Origin of the sequence: Paractinoplanes aksuensis (assembly GCF_024137025.1) — a bacterium.
In the GTDB taxonomy this organism is placed as follows: Bacteria; Actinomycetota; Actinomycetes; order Mycobacteriales; family Micromonosporaceae; genus Actinoplanes; species Actinoplanes aksuensis.
The window spans coordinates 35,334-49,966 of sequence record NZ_JAMYJR010000063.1 but is presented as its reverse complement, the minus strand read 5'-3'; the positions used below and the strand labels follow the sequence as shown (position 1 = coordinate 49,966).

The window sequence follows — 14,633 nt, the reverse complement described above, 5'->3', positions numbered from 1 at the left end:
CCCCCCCCCCCCCCCCCCCCCCCCCCCCCCCCCCCCCCCCCCCCCCGCCCCCCCCGCCCCCCCCCCCGGGCCCGGGCGCGGGGCCCCCCCCCCCCCCCCCCCCCCCGCCGCCATGCCGTGGGAGGTAACACGTGACGATCGCCAAGCCCGCCGTCGCCCCGCCCGGGGGCGACGGGACCGAACACCGGATGATCCGGAACCCGGTGCTGCCCGGGTTCCACCCCGACCCGTCGATCGTGCGGGCCGGATCCGACTACTACATCGCCACCTCGACGTTCGAGTGGTTCCCGGGCGTCCGGTTGCACCACTCGACCGATCTGGTGCACTGGCAGCCGCTCGGCGGCGCGCTGACCGAGCGGCGGCTGCTCGACCTCACCGGCGCCGCGGACTCCTGCGGCATCTGGGCCCCCAATTTGACGTACGCCGATGGGCTGTTTCATCTTCTCTACACCGATGTGGCGACGTTCGCGGGCGGGTACTGGGACCCGCAGAACTATCTGATCACCGCGCCCGAGGTGACGGGCCCGTGGTCGGATCCGGTGGTGCTGCACGGCCGGGGCTTCGACGCGTCGCTGTTCCACGACGAGGACGGCACGACGTGGATGCTGTCGATGCGCGCCGACTGGCGGCCCGGCCGCAACCGCTTCGGCGGCATCGAGATCCAGCAGTACGACCCGGTCGCTCGCCGGCTGACCGGCCCGGCCCGCCTGATCTTCGAGGGCACCGGCGCCGGTCTCACCGAGGCGCCCAACATCTATCGCAAGGACAGCTGGTACTACCTGGTCACCGCCGAGGGCGGCACGAGCTGGGAACATCAGGTCAGCGTGGCCCGGTCCCGGCAGCTGTTCGGCGAGTACGAGGTGGACCCGGGCGGGCCGCTGCTGACCTCGGCCGGACGCCCGGAACTGCCGCTGCAGAAGGCCGGCCACGGCAGCCTCGTGCAGACCGCGGGCGGCGAGTGGTACCTGGCCCACCTGGTGGCCCGGCCGTACACGCCGACCGGCCGCTGCGTGCTGGGCCGCGAGGCCGCGCTGCAGAAGGTGGAGTGGGCCACCGACGCCTGGCCCCGCATCCACGACGGCGTACCGGCCGAACAGGTCCCGGCCCCGGCCGGCGTGACCGTCACGCCCCGGCCGCCGTCCTCCGAACTGCTCGAGGACGACGACTTCGACGCGCCGGCGCTCGGCCCCAACTGGTCGACCCTGCGCCGCCCGGCCACGCCGGACTGGGCCGACCTGGCGGCCCGCCCCTCGCATCTGCGGATCCACGGTGGACAATCACCGATGGCCCGGCACCGCCCGAGCCTGGTCGCCCGCCGGGTGACGTCGCCCCGGTGCACCTTCGACGTGACCTGCGAGTTCGAGCCGCGCACGACCCGCCAGCTGGCCGGGATCACGGCGTACTACAACTCGCGCAACTGGTACTACCTGCATCTGACGGCCGACGACGACGGCACTCCGGTGCTCGACCTGCTGGTCTGCGACAGCGGCCAGGTCACCACCGCGCCCGGCCTGCGGACCGTGGTCGACGGCGTGCCCCGGGTCGGTCTGCGCATCGCCCTGGACGGTCCGGCCCTGACGTTCGCGTACACGACCAACCCCGGCCCGGTCGCGGTCTGGCACACCCTGGGGCGCACGTTCGACGCCACCACCCTGTCCGACGAGTACGCCGCCGTCATCGTCCCCGGCGAACCCGAGGCGTGGGGCTTCACCGGCGCCTTCGTCGGCCTCTGGGTGCAGGACCTGGGGGCCGAGGGCGGCTACGCCGACTTCGACCGGGCCGTCTACCGGGCCGGTTGAGTCACAGGATGCCGCTCACGGTGACGAACGAATGAGCCGGCAGACGCACCCGCAGCGCGCCGCCGGCCACCGAGACGCCGTCGTGCGCGTGCGGGGCCACCGCCGACGGCGTCTGCGGCGTGTTGTGGTCCTGCACCGCGCCCGAGGTCAGGATCTGCGCCTCGACCGTTTCCAGGGTGCCCCCGCGGATCTCGATCCGGACGTCGGCCGGCGCGCCGGCGTCGAGGTTGGACAGCGACACGAGCAACCGGCCGTCCTTGCGGCTGGCCGACATCGACACGGTCGTCAGGTTCGCGTCGCCGACCGGCCGGGACGGCGGCGCGGTGCGGACGTCGACACGCAGCGAGGTCGCGTCCTGGTGGCCCTGGTTCATCCGGAAGACGTGGTAGGTCGGGGTGAGGACCAGAGCGCCGGAGTCCGGGTCGGTGAGAATCATGGCCTGCAGTACGTTCACCGTCTGCGCGATGTTGGCCATCACCAGCCGGTCGGCGAAGCGGTGGAAGACGTCGAAGTGCACGCCGGCCACCAGCGCGTCGCGCAGGGTGTTCTGCTGGTACAGGAATCCGGGGTTCGTGCCCGGCTCCACGTCGAACCAGGTGCCCCACTCGTCGAGCACCAGCCCGACGGTCTGGCCCGGGTCGTACGCGTCCATGACGGCGGCGTGCCCGGCCAGGATCTCCTCGATGCGGGCCGCCGCGACCATGGTCGTGTAGTACTCGTCGGTGTCGAACGCCGTGGCCGATCCCTTCTGCTCCCAGGTCGGGCCGGTCAGCGTGTAGTGGTGCACGGACAGGGCGTGGTAACCCGTGCTGCGGATGCGCCGGCAGCCGAGGTGCCCGATCTGCTTCATCAGCGTCTCGGTCCAGGCGTAGTCGGCGCCGTTGGCCCCGGCCGCGATCTTGTAGAGCTGGTTGTCGCCGTAGTCGCGGCAGTACGTGCCGAACCGCCGGGCCTCCTGGGCGTAGTGCTCGGCGGTCATGTTGCCGCCGCAGCCCCAGGCCTCGTTGCCCAGCCCCCAGAAACGCACCCGCCACGGCTCGTCGCGCCCGTTGGCCTTACGCAGCCGGGCCATCGGCGAGTCGCCCTCGCGGGTCAGGTACTCGACCCATTCGCTCATTTCCCGTACGGTCCCGGAGCCGACGTTGCCGCTGATGTACGGCTCGGCCCCGAGCAGCTCGCACAGCTCCATGAACTCGTGCGTGCCGAAGTGGTTGTTCTCCTCGACCCCACCCCAGTGCGTGTTGACCATGGTGGGTCGCTGCGCCCGAGGTCCGATCCCGTCGCGCCAGTGGTATTCGTCGGCGAAGCACCCGCCGGGCCACCGCAGGTTCGGGATGTTCAGGGCCCGCAGAGCCTCGACGACATCGAGCCGGATGGCCCCGTCGACGTAGAAGCCGCCGTAGATGCAGCGGCCCAGGTGCTCGGCGAAGTGCCCGTAGAGGTGCCGGCTGATGCGGGGGCCGTCGAGGTCCACGTTGAGCACCGCTTCGAACCGAGTTGCCATCGCTGGGCCTCCTGCTGTGAGCTGGGCATCCGCAACTTCCGCTCGTCGGCGAAACGTTTCAGTTCAATGTCTCGACCGAGCCGCCGTGGATGCACGTTAACAACGACTTCCACCTCATGGTGACGAATATCTTGACATGCACGTAGGTCACTTCATAGCTTGGCTTCACATTCCGGAAACACTCCGAAACTTTCGGTTCCGAGAGGTGACTTTCATGGCGCCCAGGAAATTTTTGGCGGTAACCGCCGCGGCGGTCCTGAGCACGGTAGGCCTGGCCGCTTGCAGTGGCGGCGACGATGACAGCGGCGGGGGCTCGGACTCGGGCGGCGCCGTCACGATGACGCTCTGGCACAACTCCACGACCGGGCCCGGCAAGGCGTTCTGGGACAAGGCGGTGGCCGACTTCCACACGGCCAACCCGGCCGTCACGATCAAGATCCAATCGATCCAGAACGAGGATCTGGACGGCAAGCTGCAGACGTCGCTGAACTCCGGTTCGGCGCCCGACATCTTCCTGCAGCGCGGCGGCGGCAAGATGGCGGCCATGGTCGAGGCGGGCCAACTGAAGGACATCACCGACCTCGTCACCCCGGAGACCAAAGCCGCGGTCGGCGACGCCGCGCTCGGCACCGGGCAGGTCGACGGCAAGACGTACGCCGTGCCGGTATCGATCCTTCCCGGTGGTTTCTGGTACAGCAAGAACATCTTCCAGAAGGCCGGCATCACGGCCACACCGACCACTGTGGAGGAATTGGTCGCGGCCGCGGCCAAGCTCAAGGCCAACGGGACGCCGATCGCCCTCGGCGCCAAGGACGCCTGGCCGGCCGCCCACTGGTACTACTTCTTCGCCCTGCGCGCCTGCAGCAAGGACTCGCTCGACGCGGCGGCCAAGGACAAGAACTTCACCGATCCCTGCTGGACCAAGGCCGGCGACGATCTCAAGTCCTTCGCCGACACCGAGCCCTACAACAACGGCTTCCTGACCACCTCGGCCCAGCAGGGCGCGGGCAGCTCGGCCGGCCTGGTCGCCAACGGCAAGGCGGGCATGGAGCTGATGGGCTCGTGGGACCCGGGCGTGATCGCCGGTCTCACCAAGGACAAGAAGCCGCTGCCCGACCTCGGCTTCTTCCCGTTCCCGGCGGTGGCCGGCGGCCAGGGTGACCCCGCGGCCATCATGGGCGGCGCCGACGGCTTCTCGTGCTCCGAGAAGGCGCCCAAGGAGTGCGCCGACTTCCTCAACTACATCCTCACCAAGCCGCTGCAAGAGGCGTACTACAAGGCTTTCAACTCGCTGCCGGTCAGCAAGGAGGCCCAGGGCGCGGTGACCGAGGAGTACCTCAAGGCCGTCCTCGACGCGTACAACAAGGCGCCGTACGTCTCGCAGTGGCTCGACACCCTGTACGGCCAGAACGTCGGCAACGCCCTGAACGTCGGGGTCGTCAACCTGCTCGCCGGCAAGGGTGACGTCGCCGGGATCATCAAGGCCACCAACGACGCGGCCAAGAAGGGCTGAGCGTGACGCTCACCCGCCTACGGGACGGAGGCGGCGTCCAGGCGCCGCCTCCGGTGCGCCCCCGCCGGCGCGGCATCGGCTGGGCCCAGCGGCTCGAGATCGTCGCGCTGTCCGGCCCGGCGATCCTGGTCTTCGTCAGCTTCGTCATCTTCCCGGTGCTGATGGCCGCCTACTACGGCTTCTACAAGTGGAAGGGCTACGGCGTCCCGACCAACTTCGTCGGGCTCGACAACTACAAGACCATCCTGCAGGACACCGCGTTCCACGAGGCGCTGTGGCACAACGCCGAGATCCTCGTGCTCTCGCTCGTGCTCCAGGGGCCGGTCGCGATCGGTCTCGCCCTGCTGCTCAACCGCCGGATGCGGGGTCAGTCGGCCATCCGCGTGCTCATCTTCGTCCCGTACGTAATCTCGGAAGTGATCACCGGCACCGCGTGGGCCCTCATCCTGCAGACCAACGGCGCCGGCAACGACATCCTGGAGTCGATCGGCCTGGGCGGGCTGACCCAGGACTGGCTGGCCGACCCGAAACTGGCCATCTGGTCGCTGATGTTCATCCTGACCTGGAAGTACGTCGGGTTCGCGGTGATCCTGTTCCTGGCCGGCATGCAGAACATCCCGGACGAGCTGTCCGAGGCGGCCGCGGTCGACGGCGCCTCGTTCTGGCAGATCCAGCGGCACATCACGCTGCCGCTGCTCGGCCCGACCATCCGCATCTGGGCGTTCCTCTCGATCATCGGATCGCTCCAGCTGTTCGACCTCGTCTACATCATCTGGGGTCAGTACGTCGCCTCGACCGCGGGCACCTCGACCATGGCGACCTACATGGTCGTCGAGGGCCGGAACGCGGCCAACTACGGCTACGGCAACGCGGTGGCGGTCGTGCTCTTCGTCATCTCCATGATCATCGCGCTGATCTACCAGCGTTTCGTGCTGCGCCGCGACACCGAGGGCGCCCTCACCGGAGGAAGCTAGGAATGGCCCGGCGCACCTCGATCGTCTACCTCGTCGCGCTGCTGCTGATCGGCCTCATGCTGGGGCCGGTCCTCTACATCATCGTCGGCGGGTTCCGCACCAACTCGCAGATCACCGTCTCGCCGGCCGGGCTGCCCGACCCGTGGGTGATCGGCAACTACACCGAGATCCTGGCCAGCGAGAACTTCTGGCGCCAGGTCGGCAACTCGACGATCGCGGCCGTGGTCACGACCGTCGCCGTCGTCGCGCTGGGCGTCATGGCCAGCTATGTGCTCGCCCGCTACAAGTTCCGGGGGCGCGGGGCGATGTACGCGTTGTTCGCGGCCGGGCTGATGTTCCCGGCCACCGTGGCCATCACGCCGCTCTACATCCTGGTCAAGAATCTGGGTCTGGTGAACACGCTGCCCGGCGTCATCCTGCCCCAGATCGCGTTCGGGCTGCCGACCACGATCATCATCCTGGTCCCGTTCCTGCGGGCCATTCCGAAAGAGATCGAGGAGGCCGCGATGATCGACCGTTGCAGCCGGCTCGGCTTCTTCTGGCGGATGGTGCTGCCGCTGTCGGTGCCCGGCCTGATCACCACCGGGATCCTGGCCTTCATCGGCAGCTGGAACAGCTACCTGCTGCCGCTGTTCATCCTCAACGACCAGGACACCTTCACGTTGCCGCTGGGCGTGCAGGCCTTCGCCTCGCAGTACTCGGTCGACACGGCGAAAGTCCTCGCCTTCACGTCGTTGTCGATGATCCCGGCCCTCGTGTTCTTCAGCCTGTTCGAACGCCGCATCGTCGGCGGCCTCACCGGCGCGGTCAAAGGCTGAGCGCAGGGTAGGACTGACAGTCCCACGCTGGGCGGCGCCGATTGCGCGATCATGGTGGGCATGTCGTCGTCTGAGCTCTCCTTCACCTGCGAGTTCCTGCGGGCGCCCCGGTCGGTGGCGTCCGTGACGCCCAGCAGCCGGGCCCTGTCGCGGCAGGTGTCGCTGCCCATCCCGGCCTCGGGTCAGCCCACGGTCATCGAGCTCGGGCCGGGCACGGGCGCGTTCACCCGCCAGATCCAGGCCACGCTGGGCGGGCGCGGGCACCACCTCGCGGTCGACGTCAATGCCCGCTTCACCGCGCTGCTCGGCGAGCGCTTCCCCGGCCTCGACGCGGTGACGGCCGACGCGCGCGAGCTGCCCGCGCTGCTGCGCGACCGGGGCCTCCCGCACGCCGAGGTCATCGTCAGCGGCCTGCCCTGGGCCGCGTTCGACGCCGGGACCCAGCGCGAGATCCTCGACTCCATCACCACCGTCCTGCACCCCGACGGCGGCTTCACGACCTTTGCGTACGTGCATGCGCGCTGGTCGGCCCCGGCCCGCCGCTTCCGAGCGGCGCTGCACGAGCGCTTCGAAGAGGTCGTGCTCGGCCGCACGGTGTGGGCCAACGTGCCACCGGCGCTGGTCTACCACTGCCGCCGGCCGCGAGTCACCGGCCGCTGAGGTATGCCTTGATCACCTCGATGGTCTCCTCGGGCGCGCTGAGATTGGGACAGTGCCCGGTGGCGTTCAGGTACACCAGGGTGCTGTCCTTCAGGTGAGCATCGACGTACTCCCCCACCGCGCGCGGCGCGATGATGTCGTCGGCGCACTGCATGATCAACGACGGCGTACGGACGTACTCGAGATCTTTCCGGTTGTCCGACAGGAAGGTCACGTGCGCGAACTTCTTGGCGATGGCCGGATCGGTGGCACAGAAGCTGTTCACCAGCTCCTGGCTGAGTTCGGGCCGCTGCGGGTTCGCCATGATCATCGGGGCGATGACGCTCGACCAGCCGAGATAGTTGCTGTCGAGCGCGCGCATCATGTCGTCGATGTCGGCCCGGCTGAAGCCCCCCACGTAGTCGCCCTCGTCGATGTACGACGGCGACGGGCCGACCAGCACGAGCTCGGCGAAGCGGGCGGGCTCCCGGATCGCGGCCAGGACACCGATCATGGCGCTGACCGAGTGGCCGACGAACACGACGTCGTGCAGGTCGAGGTCGTGGACGATGTCCAGCACGTCATCGGCGTACCCGTCGAGGCTCGAATATTTGGCCTCGTCATAGGCCCGCAGGTCGGAGCGGCCGACCCCGACGTGATCGAACAGCACGACCCGGTAGTGGCCGGTGAACGCGGGCGACACCAGCCGCCACATGTTCTGGTCGCAGCCGTAGCCGTGCGCGAAGATCATCGGCCGGCCGTCGGCGACGCCGCTGCATTCGATGGCGTGCCGCCGTATCGTTCGTGCCGCCTGCTCTGTCATCGGCCCAGCCTCCGCCCATCAGGGCGCTCCGGGGACCGCCGTCACCCGTTCGAGCAGGCCCGCGCCGGATCTCGTCACCGCTCCGAGGTGTCGAGGGCGCGGCGGCGGGGCACCTTGGCCCGCATGGAACAGCAGCTCGTCACCTCCCCGCCGCCGCCCGAAGCCACCGAGCTGCACGTCTGGGTGCTCAACACCAGCACCGAACTGGTGCACCTGCGCGCCGCCATGCGGAAAGAGCTGGCCGGTCAGGGGCTGACACCGGACGAGGACGAGTTGCAGATCGTGGACAGCATGGTGCTGGTCGCCACCGAACTGGCCACCAACGCGATCAAGCACGGCATCCCGCCGACCGAGGTCCGGCTGCTGCGCACCGAGGAGCACTTCGTGCTCGACGTGGCCGACCGCGACCTGTCGACCGTGCCCGAGCTGGCCCACACCCGCCCGCTGAACGCCGGCGGCCGCGGCCTGCTGCTGGCCATGAACATGTCGCTCAAGGTCGGCTGGTACGCCGCCCACGACACCAAACACATCTGGGCCGTCTTCCCGGCGGCCATCCGGCCGTACTGAACCCGGCGCTGTTCGACCGGACACATCTGCTCGTCCCGGGCCCCCGGCCGCCGACTGCATGGCCATGAGCACCCGCAGCATTCGCTTGTTCCTCGCCTCGGCTGTGGTGGTCGTCGCGGCCTCCATGGCCACGTACGGATCCGACGGTGGCAACATTCTCTACGTCGGGGCGTACGTGATCCTGTGCGGGCTGGGCTGGCGAGCCGCCGCGCGCGCCGATGCCGGATCACGCCTGCCCTGGGTGCTGATCGCCACGGCCGTCACCCTGTGGCTCACGGGCGACCTGGTCGAGCTCGTGCACTTCTACCGGGGCTCGATGTCCGCGGTCGGGCTCGGGGACGTGTTCTGGCTGGGCGGATACCCCCTCGTCGCGGTGGCCCTGGTCCTGATGGCCCGCCGGCGCGCACCGGGACGCATGCGGGCCGCCGTCCTCGACACCCTGACCCTGACGCTGGCCGCCGCGGCCGCGAGCTGGCAGTTCCTGATCGAGCCGCTGCTGCAGTCGGCCGAGAGCCTGGCCACCGCGGTGGTGCCCGCGCTCTATCCGGTGGGCGACGTCGTGCTGCTGGCCGGCACCCTGTTCATCGCGCTGTCCCCGGGGGCGCGCACCGCTCCGACCCGCCTGCTGCTCGCCGCCACCGGCGTCTACCTGGGCATGGATCTGGGTTACAACCTGCTGCCGTACGTCCTCGACTGGTCCTGGGTCGACCGCCTCGGCCCGCTGGTCATGCTGGGCAACGCCCTGATCATCGCGGCCGGTCTGCACCCGGACCGGGCCGAGCTGACCCGGGTCGGCGACCGCTCGCACGTGCTGCATCCGGCCCGGGTCGTGTTCCTGGGCCTCGCGCTGATGACCGCGCCCCTGCTGGCCATGCTGCAGTCGGGTTTCAACGGCCGCGGGATCGTGCTGATCACGGCGACGCTCGGGTGCGCCGCCTTCGTGCTGGCCCGCTTCACCACGGCCGTGCGGGAGCAGGAACGCTTCCAGGCTCAGCTGGCCTTCCAGGCCCGGCACGACGCGCTGACCGGGCTGGCCAACCGGATCGAGCTCGGCGACCGCCTGAGCCGCCTGCGTCCCGGCCCGGACGCCCCGGTCAGCGTGCTCTACCTCGACCTGGACGGCTTCAAGCAGGTCAACGACGAGCACGGCCACGAGGCCGGTGACGCCGTGCTGCAGGTGGTGTCCCGGCGCCTTTCGGCCGCTGTGCGCGAGACCGACCTGGTCACCCGGCTCGGCGGCGACGAATTCGTGCTGCTCTGCCCGGTCGCGTCGCCGGCCGAGGCGGCCGAGCTGGCCGACCGGGTCGTCCACGACCTCACCCGTCCCATCGTCTGGCAGGGCCTGACCCTGCACGTCGGGGTCAGCATCGGCGTGGCCACCGATGCCGGTGACGCCTCGTCGAACCTGATCCGCCGGGCCGACCACGCCATGTACGAGGCGAAACGGGAGGGCCGGGGCCGCTGGGTCCCCGCCGGCGCCGCGGCCGCGCGGGGGTGAATCCGAAAATAGATCACGTTCTGGGATTCGTGCGTTTCCGAATCCGGTCACGGGGCATCATGCTCGCCCATGGAGCCCCTGCGGATGGTCAGACCGCCCGCGCTGATCTCGTTGGAGCTCACCCGGCGCATCGACGAGGCCACCGACCTGCGGCTGATCCGCGCCGACATCCTGCGGTTCCTCGCCGGTCAGGCGGCCGGTCCGGACCTCGCGCGAACCGGTTCGCTGATGGAGATCGTGGCGACCGAACTGGCCGGCAACGCCCTGCGCCACGGCACCCCGCCGGCGGTCGTCCGGCTGCTGAGCGACGACGACTGCTTCGTCATCGACATCAGTGACGGCGCCGTCCACGACGGGCCGACCCTGCCCCCGAACCCTCCCGGCCTGCACGCCGGGGGCCGGGGACTGGCGATCTGCCTGGCCACGGCGGACCGGGTCGGCTGGTACACCACCGGGACGACCAAGCACGTCTGGGCCTCCTTCAACCGGCCCGGGGGCGGCCGACCGCCGTCCTGAGCCGCCGATGTCATACCCGCGTGGTAGACACTTCGCCGTGACCACCCCACACTTCACCATCTCGACCCGCGCGGCGCCCACCGGCGTGCAGCGGGTGAGCCTGTCCGGCGATCTCGACATGAGCATCGGTGACGCCCTCCACCACGCGCTGGCCGAGGCGGCCCGGCAACCGGGCGTCACCGACGTCGTGGTCGACCTCGAACACACCCGCTTCATCGACTCCCACGCCGTGGCCGGGCTGGTCAGCGGGTATCAAGCCGCCACCGAGGCCGGTCGCGGGTTCACCGTCGTCAACGGCCACGGCACGGTGCAGGAGGTCCTCGACGTCACCGGGTTGTCCGAGGTGCTCTGCCGCCTTACGGCGCCGTAGCGGACTGCTCGTACGGTATCTGGCGGGCGATCAGATACTGCGCCAGCCGGCGGGCGGCCGGCGACTGCGCGTCCGGGGCGGGCAGCACGAGGCTCCACTGCTGGCGGACGGCAGTCCCGGTCAGGGCCAGCAGTCGCACGCCGTCGCCGGCCGCGATGCCCTCGGGGACGAAGCCGATGCCGAGCCCGGCCGCGATCAGATCGAGCAGCACCGACCACTCGTTGGCGGTGCCGACGACCCGGCGCTCGAGGTGGTGCTCGGCGAAGATCCGGTCGGTCTGCGCCCGCGGTCCCGATCCGGGCCGCATCTCGACGAAGCGTTCGCCGGCCAGCTCGGGCAGCCGCGCCCCGGCCGCCCCGGCCAGGTGGTGACCGGGCGGGACGGCGAGCACCAGCGACGTCTCGGCCAGCGGGTAGGCGTCGAACTGCTCGGGCCGCACCGGCGCCGACGTCAGCGCGCAGTCGAGGGTCGAGGCCGCGAGCCGGTCCAGCATCGGCCCGTCGGGCAGCTGTTCGACGGTGATGTCGAGACCGGGATGCTCCTGACCGAACGCGCCGAGCCAGTCCAGGAACGGGCACCCCGTCCCGGAGGTCTGGGCCATGCCGACCGCCAGCGTGCCCGAGACGACCAGCGACACGTTGTGCACCGCCTGCAGCGCGTCCTCGGCCGCCCGTACGACCCGGCGGGCCGCGGGCAACAGCGCGCTCCCCTCGGCCGTCAGCACCAGCGGCCGGGTCCCCCGGCGCACCAGCGGCGCACCGACCTCGCGTTCCAGCCCGCGGATGGACGACGACAGCCCCGACTGCACGATCAGCTCGCGCGAGGCGGCCCGGGTGAAACTACGCTCCTCGGCGAGGGCGATGAAGTGCCGCAGCTGGCGGAGTTCCATGCCGAGATCATCTCTCCGGGAGATGGAAGTCAGCAATTACCGCTGTCCCACAGCAGCCAACGCCCGCGCAGAGTGGTGACCATGACCGATCCCGAAACGCTGTTCCGGCAATTCTTCGCCGCCAAGAGCGACCACGACGTCGACGCCTCGACCGCCTTCTTCCACCCGGAGCGCACCTTCTATGCCGACGCCACGCTCGGCTGGACCTGGCCGACGCCCGAGGCGCTGCGCGCGGTCTGGCAGGAGTACATGCCGGCCTGGCCGCCGGAGGCCCTCTCGTACCCGACCCGGATCCTCGGCGACACCGCCGGCGGCGCCGTCGTCTTCATGACCGACACCCCGGAACTGTTCGGCGGCGAGATCCGCGCACTGGCCCCGATCAGCTTCGCCGACGGCCGCATCATCCGCTGGATCGACTACTGGGACGGCCGCAACTTCGGCGCGGACAAGGTCGCCGCCATGCGAACCCCGGCCGACAGCTTTCCCGACCTTTTCTCAGAGCTTCCCGTACGAACCCCCGGCCGCATCGACGAGGCCGCGAACACGCTGGCGAAGTCCCTCACCGCCGACCTCTTCGCACCCGACGCCACCGTCGAGGACCTGACCTCGCGGACGACCATCCGGGGTCGCGCCGCGATCGCCCGCTGGTTCGACCGGTCAGCCTCGTCGCTCCCCTGGGGTGACGGCGTCACCGTCCGCCATGTCGTCGGCGGGGAGCTCGGCGGTGGCTACGAGTGGACCTCGTCCGGCGAGGTGCCGCGCGGCTTCGTCGCGCTGGAACTGAACACCGAGGGCACGATCGACCACCTGACCGCCGTGTGGGACGGCTCCCTGCTGCCCGGCCCGGCGCTGACCGCCCTCGCCGCCCGGGCCGTCGACGTCTAGCAAGCGGTGAGCGGCCTCGACGCGCTGGCCGTACCAGGTGCCGCCGAGGACCAGCACGATCCCGGCCACGGCGGCCCCGGTCAGGTGCTCGCCGGCGAGGCCGACGCCGATCAGCACGGCCCACACCGGTTCGGTGCCCAGCAGCAGGCTGGCGCGGGCCGCCGACGTCCGGCGGATCGCCCACAGCTGCACCACGAACGCGAACACGCTGCAGCCGACCGCCAGATACAGCACGCCGAGCCAGTGCCCCGGCCCGAAGGCACGCACCGCGGCGGGCAGGACGGGCGCTGCCACCACCGTGAACAGGACCGCGCCGACCACCGTCTGCAGCCAGGCCAGCGTCACCGTGTCGTAGCGCCGGCCATCGGTCAGCCGCCCCGACAGCGTGACGTGGGCGGCCCGCACGACGGCCGCGGCCAGCATCAGCGCGTCGCCCGCGGTCGGCGCCCGCAGGCCCGGACCGGCGACGAGCAGCACCACGCCGGCCACCGCCACCGCCGCGGCCACGAAGAAGCGCGGCGGCAGCCACCGCCGCCGCACCGCGCCCTCGAGCACCGGCGTCAGCAGAATCGTCAGGCTGATCAGCACCCCGGCGTTGGTCGCGCTGGTCAACGACACCCCGTACGTCTCGAGGGCCAGCACCGCGGCCTGGGTCAGGCCCAGCAGCACCCCGACCCGCACCTCGGCCCGGCCCGGCCGCCGGCCGGCCAGGGCCGGGGCCAGCACGACGGCCGAGACGGCGAAGCGCAGGGCCAGCACGGCCAGCACCCCGCCGACCAGCACGAGGGTCTGGGCGGCCAGATAGCTGCTGCCCCACACCACCGCGACGGCCAGCAACAACAGATCGCTGCGGCGAATCGACATGAGGGCAGCCTGGGGCCCGCCGATCGTGAAGACAAGATGCGCTCTGCTCAAGGCATGGTGTAGTCATGCCTAATGGATTTGCATCACCTGCGCCTGCTCAGGGAACTCGGTGATCGGGGCAGCGTCGCCGCCGTGGCCCGCGCGATGCACATCACACCGTCGGCCGTCTCCCAGCAGCTGCGGTCGCTGCAACGCTCGGCGCGGGTTCCGCTGACCGAGCGCCAGGGCCGCCGGCTCGTGCTGACCGAGGCGGGCCGGGCCCTGGCCGCCGCGGCCATCGAGGTCTCGACCGCGCTCGACCGGGCCGGCCGGGCCGTGGACGACTACCTCGACGACCCGGCCCGGCCGGTCACGGTGGCCGCGTTCCACAGCGCCGCGCTCACCTGGTTCGGCCCGCTGCTGGGCCGGGCCGGGCTGCCGCCGGTGCGCTGCTCGGACCAGGACGTGGCCCAGGCCGGCTTTCCCGCCCTGGTCGCCGACTACGACCTGGTGCTGGCCCACCGGCTGGCCCACAGCCCGCCCTGGCCGGCCGACCGGCTCACGGTCGTGCCGCTGCGGCACGAGCCGCTGTACGTGGCCCTGCCCGCGAGCCACCGGCTGGCCTCGCACACCACGCTCACCGCGGCCGACGTCGCGGCCGAGCCGTGGATCAGCGTCCGCCCCGGTTTTCCGCTCGAGGGTGTGCTGACCGCGATCGCGGCGGCGGCCGGCCGGCCCCTCGACATCACCCACCGGGTCAACGAGTTCAGCGTCGTGGCCGCGATCGTGGCCGCCGGCGGCGGACTCGCGCTGCTGCCCGGCCACACCAGCCGACCGGGTCCGGACGTGGTGCTGCGCCCGCTGGCCGACCTGCCGGCCGGGCGGCACATCGACGTCCTGGCCCGCCCGGAGAACCTCCACCGGGCGGCTGTACGCACTGTCCTCAATGCCCTCCGCGAGCTAGCAGGCGGTCCGCATTAGCCGCGTACACCTGG

The 14,633-nt window shown here is 70.9% G+C and carries 14 protein-coding genes; 10 read left to right on the top strand and 4 right to left on the bottom strand.

All coding sequences use genetic code 11. The features are described 5' to 3' along the window. The first annotated feature begins 131 nt into the window (after positions 1–131). Positions 132–1,799: a glycoside hydrolase family 43 protein gene (locus M1L60_RS44905; RefSeq protein ID WP_308208639.1), complete on the top strand. Its 1,668-nt coding sequence runs from the start codon at positions 132–134 to the stop codon at positions 1,797–1,799. A gap of 1 nt (position 1,800) precedes the next feature. Here the strand turns inward: M1L60_RS44905 and M1L60_RS44900 are convergent, their stop codons facing one another. Then, positions 1,801–3,303 (bottom strand): alpha-N-arabinofuranosidase, encoded by a 1,503-nt coding sequence (locus M1L60_RS44900; protein WP_253243741.1) that lies wholly within the window; start codon positions 3,301–3,303, stop codon positions 1,801–1,803. A 214-nt stretch (positions 3,304–3,517) separates the two neighbouring features. On the opposite strand from M1L60_RS44900, the gene M1L60_RS44895 reads away from it, so the two are divergent. Genes M1L60_RS44895 through M1L60_RS44880 form a run of 4 tightly spaced genes read left to right on the top strand, consistent with a single transcriptional unit; the run spans position 3,518 to position 7,268 of the window. Continuing rightward, the gene (locus tag M1L60_RS44895; RefSeq protein WP_253243740.1) at positions 3,518–4,816 is read left to right on the top strand and encodes an ABC transporter substrate-binding protein; all 1,299 of its coding nucleotides are present in this window, start codon (positions 3,518–3,520) and stop codon (positions 4,814–4,816) included. Positions 4,817–4,818: 2 nt separating this feature from the next. After that, entirely contained in the window at positions 4,819–5,790 is a 972-nt protein-coding gene (locus tag M1L60_RS44890) for a carbohydrate ABC transporter permease (protein ID WP_253243739.1), read from the top strand. Positions 5,791–5,792: 2 nt separating this feature from the next. Next, positions 5,793–6,608, top strand: coding sequence for a carbohydrate ABC transporter permease (locus M1L60_RS44885; protein ID WP_253243738.1), 816 nt, complete (start codon positions 5,793–5,795; stop codon positions 6,606–6,608). A gap of 60 nt (positions 6,609–6,668) precedes the next feature. Continuing rightward, positions 6,669–7,268 (top strand): class I SAM-dependent methyltransferase, encoded by a 600-nt coding sequence (locus M1L60_RS44880; protein ID WP_253243737.1) that lies wholly within the window; start codon positions 6,669–6,671, stop codon positions 7,266–7,268. On the opposite strand, the gene M1L60_RS44875 is transcribed toward M1L60_RS44880, so the two are convergent. After that, positions 7,255–8,070 (bottom strand): alpha/beta fold hydrolase, encoded by an 816-nt coding sequence (locus tag M1L60_RS44875; RefSeq protein ID WP_274622935.1) that lies wholly within the window; start codon positions 8,068–8,070, stop codon positions 7,255–7,257. The genes M1L60_RS44880 and M1L60_RS44875 overlap by 14 nt on opposite strands. 123 nt (positions 8,071–8,193) lie before the next feature. Between M1L60_RS44875 and M1L60_RS44870 the strand changes: the two genes are divergently transcribed. The 4 genes from M1L60_RS44870 (at position 8,194) to M1L60_RS44855 (ending at position 11,021) form a co-directional block, all read left to right on the top strand. After that, on the top strand, positions 8,194–8,637 hold the full coding sequence (locus M1L60_RS44870; RefSeq protein ID WP_253243736.1) for an ATP-binding protein: 444 nt from the start codon (positions 8,194–8,196) through the stop codon (positions 8,635–8,637). Between the two features lie 64 nt (positions 8,638–8,701). Then, positions 8,702–10,135, top strand: a complete 1,434-nt coding sequence (locus tag M1L60_RS44865; RefSeq protein WP_253243735.1) for a GGDEF domain-containing protein — start codon at positions 8,702–8,704, stop codon at positions 10,133–10,135. 69 nt (positions 10,136–10,204) lie between these two features. Continuing rightward, complete coding sequence (locus tag M1L60_RS44860; RefSeq protein ID WP_253243734.1) at positions 10,205–10,651, top strand: ATP-binding protein; 447 nt, start codon at positions 10,205–10,207, stop codon at positions 10,649–10,651. Positions 10,652–10,688: 37 nt separating this feature from the next. Then, entirely contained in the window at positions 10,689–11,021 is a 333-nt protein-coding gene (locus tag M1L60_RS44855; RefSeq protein ID WP_253243733.1) for an STAS domain-containing protein, read from the top strand. On the opposite strand, the gene M1L60_RS44850 is transcribed toward M1L60_RS44855, so the two are convergent. After that, a complete protein-coding gene (locus tag M1L60_RS44850; protein ID WP_253243732.1) occupies positions 11,008–11,910 on the bottom strand; it encodes a LysR family transcriptional regulator in 903 nt (300 codons plus the stop codon). The two genes, M1L60_RS44855 and M1L60_RS44850, sit on opposite strands and share 14 nt — an antisense overlap. Positions 11,911–12,567: 657 nt before the next feature. After that, positions 12,568–13,659 (bottom strand): DMT family transporter, encoded by a 1,092-nt coding sequence (locus M1L60_RS44845; RefSeq protein ID WP_253243731.1) that lies wholly within the window; start codon positions 13,657–13,659, stop codon positions 12,568–12,570. Between the two features lie 72 nt (positions 13,660–13,731). Here M1L60_RS44845 and M1L60_RS44840 point away from each other — a divergent pair, with 72 nt between their 5' ends. Next, positions 13,732–14,619, top strand: coding sequence for a LysR family transcriptional regulator (locus M1L60_RS44840; RefSeq protein ID WP_253243730.1), 888 nt, complete (start codon positions 13,732–13,734; stop codon positions 14,617–14,619). The last annotated feature ends 14 nt before the right edge of the window (positions 14,620–14,633 follow it).

Bases quoted from the DNA above. Each gene is read 5' to 3' on its own strand.
- M1L60_RS44900 (WP_253243741.1), bottom strand. From the start codon at position 3,303: ATGGCAACTCGGTTCGAAGCGGTGCTCAACGTGGACCTCGACGGCCCC.
- M1L60_RS44875 (WP_274622935.1), bottom strand. From the start codon at position 8,070: ATGACAGAGCAGGCGGCACGAACGATACGGCGGCACGCCATCGAATGC.
- M1L60_RS44845 (WP_253243731.1), bottom strand. From the start codon at position 13,659: ATGTCGATTCGCCGCAGCGATCTGTTGTTGCTGGCCGTCGCGGTGGTG.
- M1L60_RS44885 (WP_253243738.1), top strand. From the start codon at position 5,793: ATGGCCCGGCGCACCTCGATCGTCTACCTCGTCGCGCTGCTGCTGATC.
- M1L60_RS44895 (WP_253243740.1), top strand. From the start codon at position 3,518: ATGGCGCCCAGGAAATTTTTGGCGGTAACCGCCGCGGCGGTCCTGAGC.
- M1L60_RS44870 (WP_253243736.1), top strand. From the start codon at position 8,194: ATGGAACAGCAGCTCGTCACCTCCCCGCCGCCGCCCGAAGCCACCGAG.
- M1L60_RS44880 (WP_253243737.1), top strand. From the start codon at position 6,669: ATGTCGTCGTCTGAGCTCTCCTTCACCTGCGAGTTCCTGCGGGCGCCC.
- M1L60_RS44850 (WP_253243732.1), bottom strand. From the start codon at position 11,910: ATGGAACTCCGCCAGCTGCGGCACTTCATCGCCCTCGCCGAGGAGCGT.
- M1L60_RS44865 (WP_253243735.1), top strand. From the start codon at position 8,702: ATGAGCACCCGCAGCATTCGCTTGTTCCTCGCCTCGGCTGTGGTGGTC.
- M1L60_RS44840 (WP_253243730.1), top strand. From the start codon at position 13,732: ATGGATTTGCATCACCTGCGCCTGCTCAGGGAACTCGGTGATCGGGGC.
- M1L60_RS44860 (WP_253243734.1), top strand. From the start codon at position 10,205: ATGGAGCCCCTGCGGATGGTCAGACCGCCCGCGCTGATCTCGTTGGAG.